This is a genomic window from Thermomicrobiales bacterium (assembly GCA_023954495.1).
Taxonomy (GTDB): Bacteria; Chloroflexota; Chloroflexia; order Thermomicrobiales; family CFX8; genus JAMLIA01.
The window spans coordinates 1-20,645 of record JAMLIA010000042.1; the positions used below are offsets into that span (position 1 = coordinate 1).

General features: G+C 64.4%; 20 protein-coding genes. 4 read left to right on the forward strand and 16 right to left on the reverse strand.

The window, feature by feature from the left end; genetic code table 11:
- Window positions 1–433 (forward strand): hypothetical protein (locus M9890_09385; GenBank protein ID MCO5177166.1); only part of this gene is annotated, 433 nt, incomplete at its 5' end.
- On the opposite strand, the gene M9890_09390 is transcribed toward M9890_09385, so the two are convergent.
- The 8 genes from M9890_09390 to M9890_09425 form a co-directional block, all read right to left on the reverse strand.
- Complete coding sequence (locus M9890_09390) at window positions 352–1,107, reverse strand: cyclase family protein (protein ID MCO5177167.1); 756 nt, start codon at window positions 1,105–1,107, stop codon at window positions 352–354. The two genes, M9890_09385 and M9890_09390, sit on opposite strands and share 82 nt — an antisense overlap.
- Before the next feature lie 23 nt (window positions 1,108–1,130).
- Window positions 1,131–2,438 (reverse strand): FAD-binding oxidoreductase, encoded by a 1,308-nt coding sequence (locus tag M9890_09395; protein ID MCO5177168.1) that lies wholly within the window; start codon window positions 2,436–2,438, stop codon window positions 1,131–1,133.
- Between the two features lie 224 nt (window positions 2,439–2,662).
- Window positions 2,663–4,414 carry an MFS transporter gene (locus tag M9890_09400; GenBank protein MCO5177169.1) on the reverse strand — a complete coding sequence of 584 codons (1,752 nt, stop codon included), beginning with the start codon at window positions 4,412–4,414 and terminating at the stop codon, window positions 2,663–2,665.
- Between the two features lie 37 nt (window positions 4,415–4,451).
- Window positions 4,452–5,243, reverse strand: a complete 792-nt coding sequence (locus tag M9890_09405; GenBank protein MCO5177170.1) for a universal stress protein — start codon at window positions 5,241–5,243, stop codon at window positions 4,452–4,454.
- Window positions 5,240–8,365, reverse strand: coding sequence for an efflux RND transporter permease subunit (locus M9890_09410; GenBank protein ID MCO5177171.1), 3,126 nt, complete (start codon window positions 8,363–8,365; stop codon window positions 5,240–5,242). Before M9890_09410 ends, M9890_09405 begins: the two co-directional genes overlap by 4 nt.
- Window positions 8,362–8,811, reverse strand: a complete 450-nt coding sequence (locus M9890_09415) for a MarR family transcriptional regulator (GenBank protein ID MCO5177172.1) — start codon at window positions 8,809–8,811, stop codon at window positions 8,362–8,364. Before M9890_09415 ends, M9890_09410 begins: the two co-directional genes overlap by 4 nt.
- A gap of 424 nt (window positions 8,812–9,235) precedes the next feature.
- The gene (locus tag M9890_09420; protein ID MCO5177173.1) at window positions 9,236–10,159 is read right to left on the reverse strand and encodes a M55 family metallopeptidase; all 924 of its coding nucleotides are present in this window, start codon (window positions 10,157–10,159) and stop codon (window positions 9,236–9,238) included.
- An 81-nt stretch (window positions 10,160–10,240) separates the two neighbouring features.
- A complete protein-coding gene (locus M9890_09425; protein MCO5177174.1) occupies window positions 10,241–10,519 on the reverse strand; it encodes a hypothetical protein in 279 nt (92 codons plus the stop codon).
- 196 nt (window positions 10,520–10,715) lie between these two features.
- Between M9890_09425 and M9890_09430 the strand changes: the two genes are divergently transcribed.
- Window positions 10,716–11,591, forward strand: a complete 876-nt coding sequence (locus tag M9890_09430; protein MCO5177175.1) for an FRG domain-containing protein — start codon at window positions 10,716–10,718, stop codon at window positions 11,589–11,591.
- Window positions 11,592–11,597: 6 nt separating this feature from the next.
- On the opposite strand, the gene M9890_09435 is transcribed toward M9890_09430, so the two are convergent.
- The 8 genes from M9890_09435 to M9890_09470 all read right to left on the reverse strand — a co-directional run bounded on the left by M9890_09435 (window position 11,598) and on the right by M9890_09470 (window position 18,025).
- Window positions 11,598–11,981 carry a hypothetical protein gene (locus M9890_09435; GenBank protein ID MCO5177176.1) on the reverse strand — a complete coding sequence of 128 codons (384 nt, stop codon included), beginning with the start codon at window positions 11,979–11,981 and terminating at the stop codon, window positions 11,598–11,600.
- Between the two features lie 123 nt (window positions 11,982–12,104).
- Entirely contained in the window at window positions 12,105–12,779 is a 675-nt protein-coding gene (locus tag M9890_09440; protein MCO5177177.1) for an HPP family protein, read from the reverse strand.
- A gap of 4 nt (window positions 12,780–12,783) precedes the next feature.
- The gene (locus tag M9890_09445) at window positions 12,784–13,074 is read right to left on the reverse strand and encodes a hypothetical protein (GenBank protein ID MCO5177178.1); all 291 of its coding nucleotides are present in this window, start codon (window positions 13,072–13,074) and stop codon (window positions 12,784–12,786) included.
- Entirely contained in the window at window positions 13,071–13,589 is a 519-nt protein-coding gene (locus M9890_09450) for a ubiquinol-cytochrome c reductase iron-sulfur subunit (protein MCO5177179.1), read from the reverse strand. Before M9890_09450 ends, M9890_09445 begins: the two co-directional genes overlap by 4 nt.
- Window positions 13,586–14,104, reverse strand: coding sequence for a 4Fe-4S binding protein (locus M9890_09455; GenBank protein ID MCO5177180.1), 519 nt, complete (start codon window positions 14,102–14,104; stop codon window positions 13,586–13,588). The genes M9890_09450 and M9890_09455 overlap by 4 nt, the downstream gene beginning before the upstream one ends.
- Window positions 14,105–14,645: 541 nt before the next feature.
- The gene (locus M9890_09460; protein MCO5177181.1) at window positions 14,646–16,565 is read right to left on the reverse strand and encodes a molybdopterin oxidoreductase family protein; all 1,920 of its coding nucleotides are present in this window, start codon (window positions 16,563–16,565) and stop codon (window positions 14,646–14,648) included.
- Window positions 16,493–16,912: a hypothetical protein gene (locus M9890_09465; protein MCO5177182.1), complete on the reverse strand. Its 420-nt coding sequence runs from the start codon at window positions 16,910–16,912 to the stop codon at window positions 16,493–16,495. Before M9890_09465 ends, M9890_09460 begins: the two co-directional genes overlap by 73 nt.
- 33 nt (window positions 16,913–16,945) lie before the next feature.
- Window positions 16,946–18,025 (reverse strand): hypothetical protein, encoded by a 1,080-nt coding sequence (locus tag M9890_09470; GenBank protein ID MCO5177183.1) that lies wholly within the window; start codon window positions 18,023–18,025, stop codon window positions 16,946–16,948.
- A 293-nt stretch (window positions 18,026–18,318) separates the two neighbouring features.
- Between M9890_09470 and M9890_09475 the strand changes: the two genes are divergently transcribed.
- Both M9890_09475 and M9890_09480 read left to right on the forward strand, forming a co-directional pair.
- The gene (locus M9890_09475; GenBank protein ID MCO5177184.1) at window positions 18,319–19,122 is read left to right on the forward strand and encodes an SDR family oxidoreductase; all 804 of its coding nucleotides are present in this window, start codon (window positions 18,319–18,321) and stop codon (window positions 19,120–19,122) included.
- Window positions 19,119–20,285, forward strand: a complete 1,167-nt coding sequence (locus tag M9890_09480) for a P1 family peptidase (protein MCO5177185.1) — start codon at window positions 19,119–19,121, stop codon at window positions 20,283–20,285. Before M9890_09475 ends, M9890_09480 begins: the two co-directional genes overlap by 4 nt.
- Window positions 20,286–20,645 lie beyond the last annotated feature (360 nt).

Sequence of the window (20,645 nt, forward strand, 5' to 3'; positions counted from 1 at the left end):
CATCGCCATGCACCACAACGCCATGGCGGCGGTCAGCGCGGCCGGCGTCGGTGCCTACGCGCCGGACCTCGGCTCACCCTGGCGGACTCCGCGCGTCTGGTGGTCGGTGATCCCCCAGCAGGCGCTTCGCGGCATGCTCGAGGCGATGCGAGCCGCCGGCATCGAAACGGATTGGGCGGAGGACCTGGCCGAGAATGATGCAGGCTGGCCCGACGACGAGGTCGATCTCTATCTGGACGTCGCACCGTGGGCCGACAAGAAGTGGCGCTCGTTCGAAAGCCACGCGACGCAGTTTGGTGAGGACAGCCCGTTCCGTCGGGCGAAGGACGCGCTGGGCGAGGCGATCCTCGGTCAGGAAACATTCGTCCTCGCCATCGGCACGAGCGAGCCGGACGGGCTGCTGGTCGCCCCGCCCACGAACGCGTCGTCCTGAACGACGGCGTAGGCGCGCACCGACATGGCCGATCCCCCAACAATCGCCAGCGGCGCGGCGTGAAACCGAAAGCCGCTGGTTGGGAGCTGGTTGATGTTGCACAGATTCTCGACGATCGGGATACCGGCCCGCAGCAGCCGCGAATGCACGGGCCGGTGTCCATCCGTCGTGTCGTCAACGTTCCAGCTATCAATGCCAACCAGTACAGCCCCGCGCTCGACGAGCAGTCGTCCGGCCGCATCGGTGAGGTGCGGATTCGCACCGAGATAGTCCGGGCCAGCCCAGTGCGCATCCCAACCAGTGCGAATCAGCACCGCGCGCCCCTCGACCGGCACATCCGCCAGATCGTCAGCATCGACATGCATGCGACCGGCGGCGACCAGTGTAGTGGCATCGACCACGACACCCGGCAGATCGACAAGGTGCACCAACGACAGGCTCGCCAGATCGTCGCCGTCCGCATAGCGATGGAACGGCGTGTCCATGTAGGTCCCGCTGTTGCCGATGAGGCGGAAGCGCTGGATCAGGAACGTCGTGTCACCAGCATAGTGCGCCCGCGACGCCTCACGCGAGACAAACTCCTCGCTCTCCGGCGCAGGCAGGCCGGGAAACATCGGGATGTTTGTATCGAGGTGATGCGACAGATCGACGATGTGCGTACTGGATGTCTGCATAAGCCTGCCCCTCTGTCAGAACGCTAGAAGAGACTCTTTGCCGGGCCGAGGCGTCCATCACGGAAGCGATCGTAGGAGAGCTGGCTGATCTCGACCGAGGTCTGGCCATCGAGGACGAGTTCCGACATCAGCCGTCCGACGATCGGCCCCATCGCGAACCCGTGGCCACTGAAGCCGGTCGCCAGCACAAAGCCCTCGACGTGACCCGCTTCGCCGAGCACCGGCAGGGCGTCCGGCGTGGAATCGATCCAGCCGGCCCAGACACGTCGCAGGCGGACATGGCCGAGCGATGGGAAGAGCGCCATGAAGTTCTCGACAGTGGTCTGGGCGATCTTCATATCCGGCTTCGGCTCGGTGTCGCCTGCGTGCGCGAACTCGGGCAGCCCGTCGCCCTTGCGCAGCCCGGTTGCGTCGCCGATGTCGTGCAGCAGACGCGACCCGGCCCGCATGCGGAACACGCCCCGGTTCTTCAGGTAGTTCGGCACGAAGTGACGCGCGTAGCGGAACGAGTCGAGCGTGAGGTCGATCTCGCCGCGCGCGCCTCCGGCGACGTAAACGCGCCCGTTGGGGCGCTGCCGAAATGCGCAGCCATCGGACCAGACCGCGGTCGTGGTCACCTCGCGCACTGGCTCCGTCTCGGCAGCCGTCGAGAGCACCGCCACCTGCGGCAGATCAATCCCGATTGTGCGGGCGATCTTGGTCGACCACGCACCGGCGGCACAGATGACGATCGGCGTCTTGATGGTGCCGCGCGGCGTCACGACGCCACTCACGCGTCCGGCCGAAAGCTCGATGCGCTGCGCCGGACAGTCGGTGTAGATCGTGGCCCCGAGCGCTTCAGCTGCGCGCGCCAGCGCCAGCGATACCTTCGTTGGTTCGGCGTGGCCGTCGCTCGGCGTATACATACCGCCGACCCAGGAGCCCTGCATATCTGGAATGAGGTTGGACACTTCCTCGCGGGACAGCATGCGGGTCTCAACGCCGAAGTCGCGCACCGACTCAAGCCAGTGCTCGTGGCGCTCGTACTGCTCGTCATTGGCGGCGACTGTCAGCACGCCGCCCTGGACCCACTCGATGTCAGCCTCAAGCTCGGCTGAGAGATTGCGCCAGATCTTGTTGGCCTCGATAACCAGCCCGAGCTCGGCAGGGTCGCGCCGCTGCTGGCGGACAAAGCCCCAGGCGCGGCTCGATTGCTCGTTGCCGATACTGCCCTTCTCCAGCAGGACGACGTTCGCCCTCTGCCTGGCGAGGTAATAGGCAGCAGAGACGCCGACGATCCCTCCTCCGATCACGACAACATCGGCGGTCGATTCAACTGGCTGAGCGTTCATCGCCTGGCCTTTCGTTCTCGGCGTCGAACTATCGTGCAACGGTCGCTGGCCCATCAGAACACACATGCGTGCGAATCATTGTGACTCTCAGCACATCGTCGGCAGGCAGCGTAGCAGGATCGGCGCTGAGGGCAAACAGCATGGCAAAGCGAACAGGGCAGCGTGTCGCATGAATGCACGCTGCCCTGTTCATCAGAGCAATCTGTAGATCCAGCGATTGCCGGTTAGTCGCGAGCGTCCGGCACCGGCCGTTGGACCAACGGGTCGTTGTCACGATTGATCGGTGTGCTTTGCCCACCGGCCAGCGACGACGGCATCTCCGGGGAGGCACCGGCCACCGCTTCGCCGGTCGTCGCGACCGCATCCTCGCTGAAGCTCGATCGCAACGGGATCTCCTTCAGGAAGAGGACGGATACCAGCGCGACCGCCATCGCGACCGCGCCAACCATGAACAGGTCGCCGATCGACGCCGACAGGCTGTCGCGGACCGTCAGCATGAACTGATTGAACAGATCGTTGCCGTTCGCGCCGACCGAGTCAAACAGCTGGCGCAGGCTCGTGGTCGTCTGCTCCGAGAGCAGCACCTGCGGATTGCCGAGCTGCGAGAGCTGATCTTCCGGAATGACCGCCCGAACCTCCGGCGCCAGGCTGGCGTTGAACGCGGCGTGGAAGCGGTTCGTCATAACCGTGCCGAACAGCGCCGCGCCGATCGTCCCACCAATCGAGCGGAAAAACGTCAGGCTGGCGGTCACTTCGCCGAGCTGTCGGAATGGGAACGCGTTCTGCACGATGATCGTAAACAGGCTCATCGAGACACCGATGCCGAGACCGAGGATAACCATGTTGCGCACGACGACACTGCTGGTGACGTCGGCCGGCATGATCGCCAGCAACACCATGCCGATCGTACCAACGATGAAGCCACCCAGCGCAAGCATCTTGTAGTGACCGGTGCGCGACATGATCTGCCCGGCGACGATGCTGCTGACGATGAAGCCGAGCATCATCGGCGTCAGGACCGCGCCAGAGCTGGTCGCACTCTTGCCCAGCACGCCCTGAATGAAGAGCGGTAGATACAGCGTTGCGCCGAACATACCCGCCGCCGTCAGGAATGTGGCCAGCGACGAGACGGTGAAGATCTGATTACGGAAGAGATGCGGGCTGATGATCGGCTCCGCCGCCCGTGTCTCGATGAAGACAAACGCGGTCAGCATGATGACGGCGAACGCCAGCAGGCCGATGATCTGCGGAGACGTCCAGGCGTATTCGGTGCCGGCCCACGAGAAGCCGAGCAGCAGCGGCACTGCGCCCGCCACCAGCGCAGCCGCACCGTAGTAGTCGATCGTGTGCGCCCGCTTGCTGACCTGTCGCGGCAGCGCCAGCGCCGCGACGATGATCGCGATCGCGCCAACCGGCATGTTGACGTAGAACACCCAGCGCCAGCCCCAGTTGTCGGTCAGCCAGCCGCCAAGCGTCGGACCGACGATCGTCGTCAGCCCGAAGACGGACATCAGCAGACCCTGCCACTTCCCGCGCTCTGACGGAGGAAAGACGTCGCCGATGATCGCCATCGCAATCGGCATCATCGCGCCAGCACCGAGGCCCTGGATACCGCGGAACAGGATGAGCTGCGGCATCGTCTGCGCCATACCGGAGAGCGCCGAGCCAACCAGGAAGATCGCCATGCCAAGCACGTAGAACGGTCGGCGACCGTAGATGTCGGACAGCTTCCCGTAGATCGGAACGCTCACCGTCGAGGCCAGCATGTAGGCCGTGAAAACCCAGGCGTAGTGCTCCAGGCCGTTCAGGTCAGCGATGACTCGCGGCATCGCAGTGCCGACAATCGTCTGGTCGAGTGACGAGAGCAACATGCCCAGCATCACCGACGCGACGATCGAGATCAGCTTCCAGCGCGACTCGTGCGCTTCACCAAAGGGTGATTCGTTATCTGCAACTGTGGGGGAGAATGATTCCAAGCTCTGGGTGCCTCCGAATACTGCCGGGCGTTCCCGGCTATCTGCCAACTTCCGGCACGACGACCACCGGGCGATCGGCATGTGCGATCAGCCATTCGGTCGTTCGGCCGGCGAGTGATGACGCGCCACGACCGATGCCGTGCGAGCCAACAACGATCAGCGCTGCGTCCCGTGCCTGGGCGGTCCGTATCATCACACGGCTCGCGAGTCCGCGTGCTCGCACACTCCGCGCCGCGATCTGCGGCTCCTGCGCGAGAAACGCAGCCGTGTCGATCGTGTCGGGCTCAATGGCCTCGACCTCGATCACGTCAACGGCCAGTGAGTGCGCGATCTGGCGCGCAACACGCAGCACTGCCTCCGCCAGCGCCGAGCGATCATTCCCGACAACAATCCGATTGATCTGCGATGGCGCAGATGCCCCCGGCGGGATGACAACAAACGGCGTTGTCAACGCGTCGAGCTCCTGCAGGAACCTTCGCGGCTCACCAGCCTCGCCCACCTGCCGATCCGGATCGACCAGAATCAGCAGCGAGCCGGGCGTTGAGCGTCCGACCTCCGGCACGACCTCCAGTGGATCACCGGTAAGTACGCGGGTACGGACGTCCACTCGTGTCAATCGTGCATCTGACGCGAGAATCGCCAGTGTGTCTTCCGCAACGACCGTCGGTTCCGCATCCGGCGAGCCCGCCTCACCGACAACCCGCACCAGCGTCAGCGGCAGATGCAACGCCGCAGCCAGCGTCGCCGACCAGGCGATGAGCAGATCATCTGTCCGCTCATCGCCGGTCACCGCCAGCAGGTGCGTCAAGTACCGCGATCGCTCACTCATGACGCGTCTCCTGTTCCACTCAGCTCAGCACGCGGCGCGGTTCGCTCAGTCGCCGCCGGTCCCTCGCCACGACGGCGACGTAGCCGCTCACGAAGCCCGTCGAACAGGCTGTAGACGACGGGGATGACCAGCAAGGTCAGCAGCGTCGAGGTGAAGAGACCGCCGATCACGACGCGCCCGAGATCGCTGGCGATCAACAAGCCCTCGGTCAGGCCGAGCGAGAGCGGGATGAGCGCCAGCATCGCTGCGAAGGCCGTCATCAGGATCGGCCGCAGGCGCGTCTGCGCACCTTCGACGAGCGCATCGTCGAGCGTGTAGCCGCGCTCCTTGCGCAGCATGATGACGAACTCCAGCAGCACGATCGCGTTCGTCACGACGATGCCGACGAGCATCAGGATGCCAATCAGCGCGCTGAGGCTGATCGCCGAGCCAGTGACCAGCAGCGCGACGATCGCGCCGATGGCCGCCAGCGGCAAGGTGAACAGGATGACCAGCGGATCGAGCCAGCTGCCGAAGAGCAGGGCCATGATCAGATAGACCAGCGCGACCGATGTCAGGATCGCGATGAACATGCCGGTGAAGCCTTCGTCGATATCTCCGGCCACACCGCCGACAAGGATCTCGACGCCACTCGGCGCGGAGAGCTTGTTGACCGCTTGCTGGACCTCAGCAGAGACGCCGCCAGTGTTCTGGCTGGTGATGTCGGCTGAGACCGTCGCTGCCGGCTTGCCGTTCACCCGCGTGATCGTCACCTGCTTGTCAACGACCTCCAGGTCGGCGACATCGCCAAGCTTCACACCACGGGCGATTTCCAGCTCGGCGAGCGCATCAACGTCGTTGGCATCCGCGCCGGACACGATCAGGCGCACCGGATGCGTGCCCGTATCGAGCGTCGCCATCGTCACGGTTGTGACCGACGACAGACTGGCGAGCGAACCCGAGATCTGCGCCGGAGCAAGCCCGGCTGCGGCAGCGCGCTCCTGATCGACCCGAATCTCAACCGACGGTTGGACGGCAGAGAGGTTGCTGCTGACGTTGGCGGTGTCCTCAACACCGGCCACAGTTTCGGCTACCTGGGCGGTGAAGTCCGGCAGCGCCGCAACGCCCTCCGGCGTCTCGGCCGACAGCGTGATGCTCACGCCCGAACCGAAGTCGCCGCTCGATGCCGAAACTGAGATCGTGTCGGACTCGGGCATCTGCTCGGCGAGCATCTGGCGCAGATCGGTGGCCGCCTCCTGGCGGTCCATATCAGACGGCAAATCGGCGATGATCGTGGCGCTGTTCGGCGAGTTGCCGGTGATGATGTTGCCGATCGCGCCGATGTCGCCCGACGCGCCGGTGATGACGGTCTGGTAGCCAATCGCGCCAAGCTGATCGAGCAGACCCTCGACGCGGATTGCCTCATCCAGCACCGACTCAGCCGTCTGGCCCGGCCGGGCATCAACGCTGATCGTGATGGCGTTCTCGCCGGAATCCGGCAAAAACGCGACCGGCAGAAGCGGCGTCAGCGCCATGCTGCCAATGAACAGCGCGGCAGTGATCGCCAGTGTCTTCCAGCGATTGCGCAACGCCCACTTCAGCACAGGGGTGTAGATGCGGCCCAGCACGGTGTCGCCGGGGCGCTTCTCCGGCTCGACCTTCACCTTGTTGGCCAGCGTGAAGCGCGACATCATCGGCACGACCGTCACGGCCACGAGCAGCGACGCGACGAGCGCCGCGACGACCGCGATTGCGAACGGCAGGAACAGCTCGCCGATCAGGCCGCCGACCAGCCCGAGCGGCAGGAACACCGCGCAGGTCGTCGCCGTCGCACCGAGGATCGCAATCGTCACCTCGCGTGCGCCGTTGATGACTGCCGCAAACGGCGGTTCACCTTCGGCCATGTGGCGGTAGACGTTTTCCAGCACGACGATCGAATCGTCGATCACGCGACCGATCGCGATGGTCAGACCAGCCAGCGTCATGATGTTGAGCGAGTAGCCCATCTGGTCGAGCACGATCACCGCTATCACCAGCGAGAGCGGGATCGAGACGGCGGTAATCAGCGTCGTGCGCCAGTTGCGCAGGAACAGGAAGACAACGACGATCGCCAGGATGCCGCCGATCACACCCTCTTCCACCAGGCTGCGAATGGAAGCCGTGATGAAGTCAGCCTGATTCTCGAAGATCGAGATCGACGCACCGTCCGGCAGCTGACCGTTCAGATCGTCGAGCGCGCTGACGACCGAGTTGGCTACCGTGACCGTGTTGGCGTTCGTATCCTTCGTCACCCGCACCGACACCGACGGCTGACCATCCGTGCGGCTGTAGCCGACCGGCGTGCCAGATTGCAGCTCGACCGTGCCGATCTCATCCAGCCGGACGGTCGAGCCGTCGGCAGTCGGAATGCTGATCGCGCTGATCTGGTCGATGCTGGTGAGCAGCGCCACCGTCTGCAACGGCAGCACCGTATCGCCGGTCTGCAGCTGACCAGACGGCAGGATGACATTGTTGGCTTGCAGAAGCTGGCTGACCTGCTCGTAGCTGATGCCGCGTTCCAGCAGCTCAGCACGATCGAGCGTGATCAGCACCTCGTCAATCGCGCCGCCAACGACGTCGACAGCCGCCACGCCGTCGAGGTTCGTGAGCGACGGGATGACCTGCCCCTGCGCGATCTTGAGCAGCTCGGCCTGCGACAGGTCGCCCTGCAGGTCAAAGGTCAGCACCGGCAGCGAAGCCGGATCGAAGGTCAGGATCGTCGTGTTGGCGGTGCGACCGACCGGCGATGCGTCGATCGCCTCGCCCAGCCGCTGCTCCATCTCTTTGAGGCCAGTGCCGAACTCGAAGCTATACAGGATGACGCTCAGGCCGGAGACCGAAGTAGATTCGATCGACTTCACGCCCTCGACATTGCGCGTCACCGCCTCAATCGGCCCGACCGTGCTCTGGACGAGCTGCTCGGGTTGCTCACCGGGACTCTGGATGATGACGGTCGCCAGCGGGAACTGGATATCGGGCAGCAGCTCCTGATCAACGCGGGTCAGCGTGACCGCGCCGAAGCTACTCAGCAGGAGAACGATGGCAATGACATACCCGGCGCGGCGATACGACAGCTCGCTCAGCCAGGAAATAACTCGACTCACAGTGGGTGCTCTTCCGTTGGTGTATCGGCGATATGTGTGGCACTTCCGGCACTTTCACCAGCGTCGGCACATGCGTAACGCTCGATGGCGGCAGCCAGGATCTCAAAGGCATCGACGACGACGGAGAGATCGTCGTCGTTCAGGATGTTGACCAGCTCATCCATCCGGCTGCGTCCGACGGCGTAGAGCCGATCGATCTCAGCCTGCCCCGCTGCCGTCAGTCGGCAGAGGACGACGCGGCGGTCGGACACATCGTGATGCCGCTCAACGAGCTGCTTGTCGACCAGCCGGTCGATCAGGCTCGTCGCCGCCTGCATGCTGATGCCCATCGTCGACGCGATCTCGCTCATGCGATACGCCCCGGTCGAGAGCAGCCCCAACGTGCGGAACTGCGGCATGGTCAGATCCAGTGACGACCATTCCGCCGCATAATGCGCACGCGCCATGCGTGTCTGTATTTCCTGCGACAGCTGAATCAGGCGCTGCCGCTGTTCGTCTCGATTACGATGAGGCATTGTCCTCCGGCTTTAGCTCTGCACACTGCACTACATAAGATTCGGCCAGGCCGAATACTTCCACGGCGCGGAACTATACCAGACGCACGGAACGATGCACAGGGCGATATACCGAAAGATGGAAAGCGATCAATTTCGGGGCCAGATTGAATAGTCGAAGAATTATCGGCAGTTACGCCATTATGTCGAATTCAGCCCAGAAGAATGGCCTGAAACCCAGAACACCCAGCTCTGCCCAAAAGCGGCAGCCACCCCCCAAACACAGGACACCCCCTCTCCCAACGTTGGGCGGGAGCCATCGCCCAAGGGGCACCCGGGCAGCGGCCGGGGGGTGAGGGCCGCCAACCGCCACCCCTCACTCCTCCGTCGTCACCCACTCGCTGAATGTCGCGCGAGCGTGCTGGAGTACCTGAGGATCGACGCGCTCCAGGCTGGCTTCGGACGTGGCGGGAACGGCAGCAACGGCATCGGCAAGTACACGCGACGCAGCAGCCATGGCAACCTGCATGGCTGGCTCGGCGTCGTCCCACCAGTTGCGTGCCTCGATTGCCAGCACGCCATCGCTGACACGCCGCAGCCCGGCATTGCCGTCGACCTCTGCAGCACGGTCCGCCGCCATCGACGCCTGCAGCGTAAACGTCGTCGGAAGTGTCGGCGCGGTTCGCTCAGCCGCGCGCCGCATGCAGTCCGCCGCGAACGCTCGGATCGCCTGCCGGGCATCATCGGGGTTCGGCCAGATCGGCGTCGTCGTCGCGCGCCAGGTGCTGCGCTTGACGGCCAAAAAGGGTGTACCGGTCAATGGTCCATCGAGTTGCGTTGCGAGACGGTCGTCGCCGGTGATGCCGAGGAGCGGCACGCCGGCGCGATAGGCGTTCAGATGGCTCTCGGTAATCGGGTCGCCATCAATCGCCAGCCGCAGTCCGGCAGCCTGCGTGTGCGGGATGAAGCCCTCGTTCGTCCCGCAGCGCGCGTGGCGACCCACCTGAAAGACGGCATCGAACGCGCCGGCCCGCATCTGGGCGAACACGTCGTCTTCCGGCAGCAGCGCGACACCCTCAGGCATCGCGGCGGCATCGAGATTGGTCGCGCCGCTCCAGTGGCCGTCGTAGACGAAGACTTCGTCCGCACCACCGTCGAGCAGACCCTGGGCGACGGACGCCGCGTCTGCCGCCATGGCGGCCCGCCCGCTGCGCCAGAACTCTGGCCAGATCGCCGCGACCTGTCGGTAGTCGGTGACGCCGGAGGCACCTTCCATGTCTGCCTGCACCAGCACTCGCACGCGAAGCACCTCCTCCGATTCAACGCAGCGTCATCGGTTGAGCGTCTCTATTGACGACCATTTCGAGGGGATTGAGTTGAGCTACTCGCAGCGCAGCAGCCCGGCTACCAGCAACGTGGCGGCCAGCACGCCGAGGGTGAGCGGACGCCAGATGCTCATGAGCGTGGCTCCGATGCTGGAGCTCACCGAACTCTCTTCGAGTAACCGACGGGGAATCATATAGGTGCGGCCCTGCCGCTGGACACCAACGACCGGTTCCTGGTCGTCACGATGTGGTCCGGAAAGCACCATCAGGATCGCCCACAACGCGGCGATGACTGCGAGTGCGATGCCGATGACGACGATCATTTCTGCAATCACGTCATCCTGCCTGTCATCTAATGCGCGACACGTCATCAATGCAACAGGTTGCAGACGCCATGCCACACACATACATCATACCCCGAGGACTGAAGTCGCGATGAATCTGACGTGACAGCGCGGTGACAGATGTCCCGAAATGTGCCGACCGGTGTACTGTTAACAGGTCGCACACCCGCACGATCGAGAGGGCCATATGCACGAGATTCGGGTCGACAGCTGGGACGAACTGGTCGACACACTTTACGCGAACTCGTGGGAGCCTGGCATCGAGCGCTTCCGCTCCGACGATGTCTTCCGCGGCGTATCGAACGCGTCGTTCTCAACGCTCAATACGACCCTGATGCGTCTCGGCGGTCCCTATCAGCAGCTAGAGGGTCACCTCCTGCGCAACTTCCGCAAGTATGCTCATCTCGAAATGATCGACCGCATCCCGGTCGACTCCACCTGGCATTGGCTGGCGGTCGCGCAGCACCACGGACTACCCACCCGGCTGCTGGACTGGACCTACTCGCCGTTCGTCGCAATGCACTTCGCCACCTCGGCGCTGGAGCACTTCAATGTCGATGGCTTGATCTGGTGTGTGGATTATGTCGCGGCGCAGCGCCTGCTCCCACCGCCGCTGCGCGCGGTGCTGAGCGACGAGGGCGCAAACGTCTTCACCGCCGAGATGCTGCAACGCGCCGCGAAGTCGCTGGCCGACTTCGACGCGTTGACCGACGACAACGGACCGTTCGTCGCCTTCTTCGAGCCGCCATCGCTCGACAACCGCATCGTCAACCAGTTCGCGCTGTTCTCAATGCTCTCCAGCCCGCAGCTCAGCCTCGACCGCTGGCTCCTCGATCACCCTGAGCTCCTGCGCCGGGTCATCATTCCGGCCGAGCTGAAGTGGGAGATTCGCGACAAGCTCGATCAGGCCAACATCACCGAGCGCGTCCTCTTTCCGGGGCTTGACGGGCTCAGCGCCTGGCTCCGTCGGCACTACGGGCCGCGCCGTCATCTGACGCGGCAGCACGCAGAAGGTCTGGACGGCGTCCAGAGCACGGCGCTGCCGGTGCCGACGGAGCAGTAGGCTGCGCTATTCGTCGATCGGCAGGCGTGACTCGGCGGCAGCCGCACGCGCGGCCGGATAGCCGATTGTCAGCAGGAACGCTCCCGCCTCGACGGCGCGGACAGAGTGCAGCACATTCTCCGCGAAGGAGATGACATGGCCGGCAGGCAGGTCGACATCCCCCTGAGGCGAGCCCACCGTCATCCGCCCACGTAGTGTGTGGATAGTGATCGGGCCCGGTGCCTTATGCTCCTGCAACTCAGCGCCAACGTTCATGGTCACCAACACGACCCGCATCCTGTCGACCTTGATCAGAATCTCTGCCCGCCGTCCGCTCTGGTTGTCGCCGGGCGCAAATCGTTCGATCTCCTGATCCAGATCGAACATCCCCAAAATCCCATCGTTATCCATGACTGTGCTCCTGTCTGCACAAAACATCCACCACTCCACTACACAGTACCGCAGAAATGGCTTTCCAGCCGCCAATTCAGAGGCACCGGCCATCGCAGGCTGGCGGTAGGGAAGCGTGCCCTGCTACCCGTCGTCTACCGCCTTCGGCTCGGGCGGCGTCTCCCAGAGTGGGTACGGCAGGCCGGCCAGCCGGTTGATGACGATGGCCTGGATGGTTAGCAGGACGACGGCAACCATCAGGATGGCGATCTGGTCCAGATCGCGCAGGATGCCGAGCGAGATGATGAGCGTCGTCGCGCCGGCCGGTGGGTGCGGCGCGCGCGCCAGCACCATGAGCGCGCTGGTCAGGCCGAGCGAGAGCGCAGCCGCGCCGACCCGCCCGGAGGTTACGCCGGTCGTCAACGCCGGTCCCTCGTGCAGCAAGCCGAACGCCGCCAGGCTGATGTACCCGGCGGCTGCGCCGATGAGGTGGCCGATGAATGCGTTGCGTGGGCTGGCCGGCGGGGTCAGCGGCGCGTAGAAGAACAGGAACGCGGTCGGGCCCAGCGACGGGAAGATGAACGGCTGACCGGAGACAAGCGCCGCCGTCGCCATGATCGCGATCGACAGGCAGCCGTTGATGAAGCTGAAGATCGCCAGCATCCAGCGCGCATCGTGGCGCTTGACCATCGAGGCAAAGCGAAAGCGCACCAGCAGGCCATCAAGGATGTTGGCCAACTGGCCGCCGATCGGCCCGGGCGCATGCTCACGACGATCCGGCGCTGTTTGCGATGGCGGGACGCGGGGTGCGCGCGTCACGCCATCACCGCTGCTGGCGTGGTGGCTTCGGCGAGCGATCAATCACCCGCAGCATCGCCAGACCACCGATGAAGACAAGCCCCGAGAAGACGGCGACGAGCAATGTGTCGCGATCCTGATCCAGCAGGTAGAGGTCGAACGCCAGCGTCAGCAGCCAGAGTTGGAGCGAGACGAGCAGGATGCCGAAGGCGAGACCGAGCATGACGATGCCGGTCTGCCCGACGGCCGGGTGGCGTCCCTCCGAACTGGTCGGAATCGCCAGGCGCTGATCGTCGCGGTCAGATTGCTCAATCATGGCGCTTCCTCCAGCGCGTAGATCATGCCGTTGTCCTGGCGGACAGCGATCTTCGGCAGCGGCCTGGTCGGCGGTCCGGCGATCGGATCGCCCGTCTCCGGCTCGAAGACACCCTCGTGACAGGGACAGTGCAGGATCTGGCGGTCGCTGTTCCAGTAGACAGCGCAGGACAGATGGGTGCACTTGCCGCTGTAGGCAACAAAGCGGTCATCGGTCAGCCGCAGGAGAATAGCGTGATTGTCCTGGCCGGGATAGTCGAAATAGTGGACACCGCCCACCTCAACCTCGTCGGCGCTGATGATCTGCCGCATGGCGACCGTGCGCCGGTCGCGCAGAAAGCCCAGCCCGGCCAGCCCGGCAGTGGCGGCAAAGAGCGCGCCAGATGCCATCACCGCCCAGCGGAGCAGGTGACGGCGCGACACGGCATCGTCAGCATCCCAACCATAGGGGAACTCCACGGCCCAGCGTTCCGCCCGCTCGCGATTGCTGATCCGTTGCCCGTCAGCCTGCTTCATAGAACCCATGCCTCCTCGCCGGCGGCACTCGTAGCCGCGACCTGGTTCTCGGCTTCCAGCAGAAGCAGCGTCACATCCAGGCGTGGCTCGTCGTCCGGCACGACGTGGTAGTTCTTCGTCCGCACCGACTGCGCCCCGAAGACGGTCACATCCACCGCGCGACCCTCACGCTGATTGACGAACTCCTCGTAATCCCCATACCAGATGGCCTGCGTCGGGCAGGCCTGCGCGCACCACGGCTGGAGCCCCTGGCTGGTGCGGTCGTAGCACAGGTTGCACTTCTTCATCAGCCGCGCCTCGATGTCGAACTTCGGCACGCCGAACGGACAGGCGTAGACGCAGTTGCGGCAACCGATGCAGCGCGACGGCTCGGCCTGCTGCACGACACCATCCGGCGTGATCAGGATCGCCATCACCGGACAGACTTGCGCACAGGGCGCGACCGGGTCCTGGCAGTGCATGCAGAGGGTCGGCTGCGTCGCGACGCTCATGCCACGGTCGATGAAATCGACCATGATCATGCTCTCGCCCTTGTGCGTATCGCACTCACGACAGGCCGCCTCACAGGCTCGGCAACCAATACAGCGACTCGGATCCATAAAGATTGACTTTACGGCCATAGCTGGACCTTTCCGTGGCTCGGGATGTGGGAATACGTGAGCGTGCTCGGACAGCCCGCCGGATCGGCAGCCGCCCTCCCAGATCTTCTTCTGTCATGTTGAGCGGAGCAAAACATCCGTTCCGGCGTTTGGGGCTTCCCAACGGGAGAAACGTTTCCTTCACTCCGTTCAGGATGACAGAGAAGGAGGGCGCTGCCGGCGTGATCGCGCGTGCTATTCGAGGGATTGAGCGGACCATCAGCGCCAAATTGCCGGATCGCGCGGAACGGTAGCCATCCCCGCCCTCTGTCATCTTGAGCCGCAGCGAAAGATCTCCCACCCGTTCGACGCAGTCAAACGCAGGAGAGATTTCTCGCTGCGGCTCGAAATGACAGGAGAAGGAAGATGCTGCCGCTCATTGCTACTCGACATGCTGGCGATGACGACCCGCTCATCCTCATTCCGCCTTCACCTCGCCGACCGCATACGGGAACATCGTCGGGGTGCTGGCGGGTGTGTAGTTCTCGACAACCCCGTTCTCGCTGATAATCGGTGTGGTGCCGATGCGCTCGACAGCGGCGGCGCAGGCCTTGTACTCGGGGATCTTGACCGTCGGATCGACCGCCGGGTTGGTGAGCTGGTTCGCCGCCAGCCGGTGGCCCCAGTGGTACGGGATGAAGATCGTATCCGGCCGGATCGTCGGGACGACCAGCGCCTTTACATCCATCTGCGCGCGCTTGGTGCGCACACGAACGACCTCGCCATCCTGAATACCCAACTGCTCAGCGGCGCGCGGGTGGATCTCCAGCCACGGCTCCGGTGCCTGGCTGTTCAGGAATCCGAGGCGGCGGGTCTGGTTGCCGCTGAGATAGTGGTAGACGACACGACCGGTCGTCAGGCGGAACGGATAGGCATCGCCGGGCTCTTCCGCCGGTGGCTGATACGGAATCGCGAACATGCGCGCGCGTCCGTCTGGATGCCCGAACTTCTCGGTGAACAGGCGCGGCGTGCCGGGATGATCGAGCTCCGGGCAGGGCCAGAAAACGCCCTGCTGATCCTCGATCTTCTCCCAGGTGATGCCGTAGTAGTCCGACACGCCGCCGCGCGACGCCTCACGCAGCTCGTCCCAGATCGCCCTCGCACTGCGCGCCGGGAAGAGATTGCCGCGCCCCATGCGGTCTGCGATCTCGTTCATGATCGCCCAGTCGGTCCGCGCCTCGCCCGGTGGCTCCTGCGCCGCATTGATCTTGACGACCCGACCCTCCAGATTGGTGGTCGTGCCTTCATCCTCGCACCAGACCGTGCCGGGCAGAACGACGTCGGCCAGCTCAGCCGTCTCCGACATGAAGAAGTCAATGACGACGAGCGGATCGAGATTTTCCAGCGCACGCTGGACGACGTTCAGATCCGGCAGCGAGACCATCAGGTTCGAGCAGAGGACGAGGCAGCTGCGGATCTCACCTTCGGCCATGAGATGCACCATCTCGGTCGCCGCCGCGCCGGGGCCGGGCAGCTCTGGCTCGGGGATACCCCAGAAGCTGGCCATGTGCTGCCGCTCTTCCGGGACATCGATGTGCCGGTAGCCGGGCAGCTGGCTCGCCTTCTGGCCGACCTCACGCCCGCCCTGCCCGTTGCCCTGGCCGGTAATCATCATCGCGCCACCGCCGGGCTTGCCCATCTGGCCGCGTGCCAGCGCCAGATTGATGCAGGCCAGGCAGTTATCGACACCGTGCGACGAGTGCTCGATGCCACGCGCGTGCATAATCAGCGACGGATCGGCGCGCCCATAAAGCCGCGCCGCAGCGAGGATGCGCTTGGCCGGCACACCGCAGAGCGATTCCGCGTACTCCGGCGTAAACGGCTCGACCATCTCGACGACATCGTCCCAGCCGTTCGTCCGCGCGCGCACATACTCCTCGTCAACGAGGCCATCGTGGATGATGACCCGCAGCATCGCATTGAGCAGGGCGATGTCGGTGCCGGGCTTGACCGGCAGCCAGAGATCGGCGGTCCGCGCCAGGGGCGTCTCGCGCGGATCGACGACGATCAGGCTCGCGCCGCGATCGCGCGCCTTCCAGAGCCACTGCATCATGACCGGGAAGCACTCGGCGACGTTCGAGCCGACAACAAGGATCGACTTCGTCAGCGGGATGTCGGTCATCGGCAGCGGCGCACGGTCGATGCCGAACGCCTTGGAGTACGCCCCCGCCGCCGACGACATGCAGAGCCGCCCGTTGTAATCGACGTGGCGCGTCTGCAAACCGAGCCGGGCGAACTTGCCAGCCAGATAGCACTTCTCGTTCGTCATCGACGAACCGCTGTAGACCGCGACCGCATCGCGCCCATGCTCGGCCTGAATCTGCTTCCAGCGCGACACGACGTAGGACGCGCCTCGTCCCGGTCGCCCCGCTCCAGCTTGCCGTTGCGTCGGATCATCGGATAGAGCAGTCGGTCGGGGTGGTTCGCCTGCTGGTAAGCAACGACACCCTTGGGACAGAGCGAGCCGCGGTTATGTGCGTAGTTGCGCGGCTCGACGCCGACGACCTTGCCGTTCTCCACCCGCAGATTCATGCCGCACTGCACACCGCAGAACGAGCAGTGGGTAGGGACAAGCGACTCCGGCACGTGGGTCGATTCAGCCCACTCGCTGCCGGTCTTTCCGATCTGTTGAAAGTCGTAATTGAAGTCGCGGTCGGGGACGAAAATGTCCTTATTGACCGACATGTCATCTCCTCATCAGAAGCGGAACAGACAAGGCTAAAGGAAGCGCCGCCCCATCATCTCGTAGTACGCCTGTCCTCGCAGCACACGCTTACAGGTCGGGCAGTAGTCCTGCAGCCGACCCAGATCGTCGCCCAGGTCGTAGTCCTGCCCCAGGTCACCCAGCACACCTTTCAGGTCGGTGATGAACTGCTGTGATGGCAGCGCCTCCCCGCAGCGGCGACAGGCACCGGTGCCAATCGAGCGGGCCGGATCAGCCGTCTCGGACGCGCCGTAATGCTCCATGTCCTGATTGACGCTCTGATACAGCGTTACCCCGATACTCGCCGGTCGCTGGATGATGTGGAAGAACTTGCCGAATGGCAGCGACAGCAGCCAGAGGACAACCACCACCTCATGCACCAGCGCGATGAACCAGTAGAACTTGCCCTCCCACCAGCCGGATGACGCCGTCAGCGCCAGACCGGTAACAGCGATCGCAAACAGCATGATCAGCGGCATCAGGTCGAAGCCGAAGCGCTGGCTGGTGAGTAACCCCAGATCGGTCACCCGTCGCCAGATGGCGATCGACAGACCGATAATGAGCAGAATCGCCGTGAAATCGAGGATGTGGAAGATGGCGAAGCCGGTCCGCGCCTCGATCGGGAAGCTGATCGTCGGGAAGCCGAAGAACCAGGCGGTGTATTGATCGGTGCCCTTCAACGTGAAGCGCACCCAACCGAACGTCAGCGGGAACGTCACTGCGACCGACAGCAGCACACCCCAGAAGATCGCCATGTGCATGATCCAGCGCGTCATGCTGCGCTTGCGGATGAAAGTCTGGCCGAAGATATCGGTCCACCACGCCTTGGGGATCATCAACGTGTAGCGGCGGAAATTCTCCATTGAGAGGAAGTGGGTCCAGCCGGCCCGGAAGTAGCGCCAGGTCGGCGGGCGGCCCAACCAGAGCATGTAGCGGTGCGTCATCGCGGCGATGGCAAAGACCGAGGCGACGCAGTAGCCAATCAGGGCCGAGTCGAAATCGCGCAAACCACGCGAGCCGATGTAGATGAGCGCCAGCAACCCGGCCGTCACGATCGCGGTGACGATCCACGCGCGTCGGCGAACATTTTCCATCACTCGCCTCCCTCACAAACGCTGTGTCGTTCGATAGTCAAGAGTGCGGCAAGAACCGGGCCACTGGCCCGACGTCCAGCAGCACGCAACCCCGGGGGAGAACAGGGCAGTCAGTAGATCGTGCAGCGATGGTAGCACGGCATCACCAACAAGGGAAACGTTTGATTCACGTCGAAGAGCCGCCGCCGACTGAATCATTGCCGGTGACCGCGGGCGTGGTTGCCAACTTCAACGATCAGATAATCTGACGCTATTGCGCTGAAAGATCGCTATCAATAAAGGAGACTTCCAATATGACCGCACCACTCACCTTAGAGGGACAAGTCGTGCTGGTTACCGGCGCGGGTGCCGGGTTGGGGTTGGCGACGGCGCGGGCGTTTGGCGGGGCCGGCGCGATTGTGGCGCTGAACGATCGTAACGAGGAGCGCGTGGCCGCGGCCTGCGCGATGCTGGAGGCCGACGGGATTCGGGCCTTGCCAGCGACGGCTGACGTGCGCGATGCTGAAGCCGTCGAGGCGATGTTCGCGCGGGTGATCCGCGACGTCGGCGCACCGCGTGTCGTGGTGGCCAATGCGGGTATCTATCCGAACAGCCGTTTCCTCGACATCAGTCACGACGAGTGGGACGCGGTGATCGGCGTCAACCTGACCGGCATGTTCCACACTTGCCAGAGCGCCGCGCGAGCGATGGTCGCAGCCGGTATTGCCGGACGAATCATCACGCTCTCGTCGGGCGCAGCAAATCGGGCGCTGCACGGCTGGGCGCACTACAGCGCCTCGAAAGCTGGAGTGATCGCGCTCACCCGCTCGATGGCGATGGAGCTCGCGCCGTGGGGCATTCGGGCCAACGCGGTGCTGCCCGGCTACATCGAGGTCGGCGACGGCGGGGCGCACCTTTCGCCCGACTACCGCGCTGCCATGCGCGCATCATCCCCACTGGGCCGACCCGGCACGCCCGAGGACATCGCCAACGCAATCGTCATGCTGGCTTCACCACTCGCTGATTACATGAGTGGGACAACCCTGGTTGTCGATGGCGGAGCCAGCACCGGAGCCGCCGGACTATGGCCAGTCGCGCCGGAGGAGGCAGAGGAATGAGCCAGACACCCGACAACGCGCGCTGCCGGGCACGCGACCTCGGCATTTCCATTGGCACCTACCCGACCGGCGAACTGAACGCCATCACCGACGTTGCGGGCGTCGAGGTGGGGCACGCGACAGTCAGTTGGGGCGATGCTGACCTGCCCGACCGGCACGGCCCCGCACGAACCGGCGTCACCGCGATCTGGCCGCGACGCTACGACGCCACTGGTGGCGACGACGACCTGCTGACGCACCCGGTCGCGGCGGGCTTCTTCGCGCTGGCCGGCACCGGCGAGATGAGTGGACGCAGCGAGATCGAGGAGCTGGGCCGGATCAACACACCGATCGTCCTGACAAACACGATGGGCGTCGGCACGGCCTACGACGCCATCTGCCGCTACCTGGTCGAGCGCGATGAGCGTGTCGGCGGCAGCGAAGGCGTCGTCATCCCGGTCGTCGGTGAGTGCGACGACGAGTATCTCAACGACGCGCGTGGCTTCCACGTCACGGCAGCGCACGTCGCGGCCGCGTTGGACACCGCCAGCGGCGGTCCGGTCGCTGAGGGCTGCGTCGGATCCGGCACCGGCATGGTCTGCTTCGGCTTCAAAGGTGGGATCGGGACATCGTCGCGCCGCGTCGCAGATGGTGACGCACGCTGGACAGTCGGCGTGCTGACGATGACGAACTTCGGCCGGCGCGGACGCCTCACGATCGACGGCGTGCCGGTCGGTCGGCACATCCCGTGGGGATCGGAAGCGGAACTACCCGAGCAGAGCCATCGCGGCGACCGGGTCGATGGCTCGTGCATCGTCGTCGTCGCGACCGACGCACCGCTCGATGGTCGGCAACTGGCGCGGTTGGCGAAGCGCGCGGCGCTCGGGCTGGGCCGCACCGGCTCGGCCGGAGAGAACGGCAGCGGCGAACTGTTGGTCGCCTTCTCCACCGGCTATCGGCCGCAGCAGGGACCCGGGACTGCCACGCAGCAGATCATCGAAGGCGAGTCGATCAACGACCTGTTCGCCGCCACAGTCGACGCGACCGAGGAGGCCGTGCTCAACAGCCTCTGCATGGCCGAGACGGCAACCGGACGCTTCGGACGCACGATCCATGCGCTGCCACTGGCCCGTGTGCGCGAGCTGATGGAGGAGTATGGAAGAACAAAGCCAGCAGACATCTAGCTGGCGCTGAGTGGCTGGCGGTTCACAGGCTTCCTACGGCGTTGCACAAGTCGATGCAGTGAACGTTGCGCCGCTTTGGCACTATCCGCAGCAATGTCGTATAATGACCTCGCAGAATACCCCCTGGGGGTATTCTTTGGTGTTCGGCAGTTGTTGCCAGAATGGCATACGAATGAAGCGCTGACGAGAAGGAGCTCTATTTCAATAACGCAGATACAAGATGAACGACTGTGACACCTGAAAATGCAGCGTGTCGCAGATTCAATGACGGCAATACACGCGGCGCACAGCAATGAATGAGGCTCACCCCACCAGATACGCACTGCTCTGTATCAGGTGCGCCCCCAAATGCTCACATCG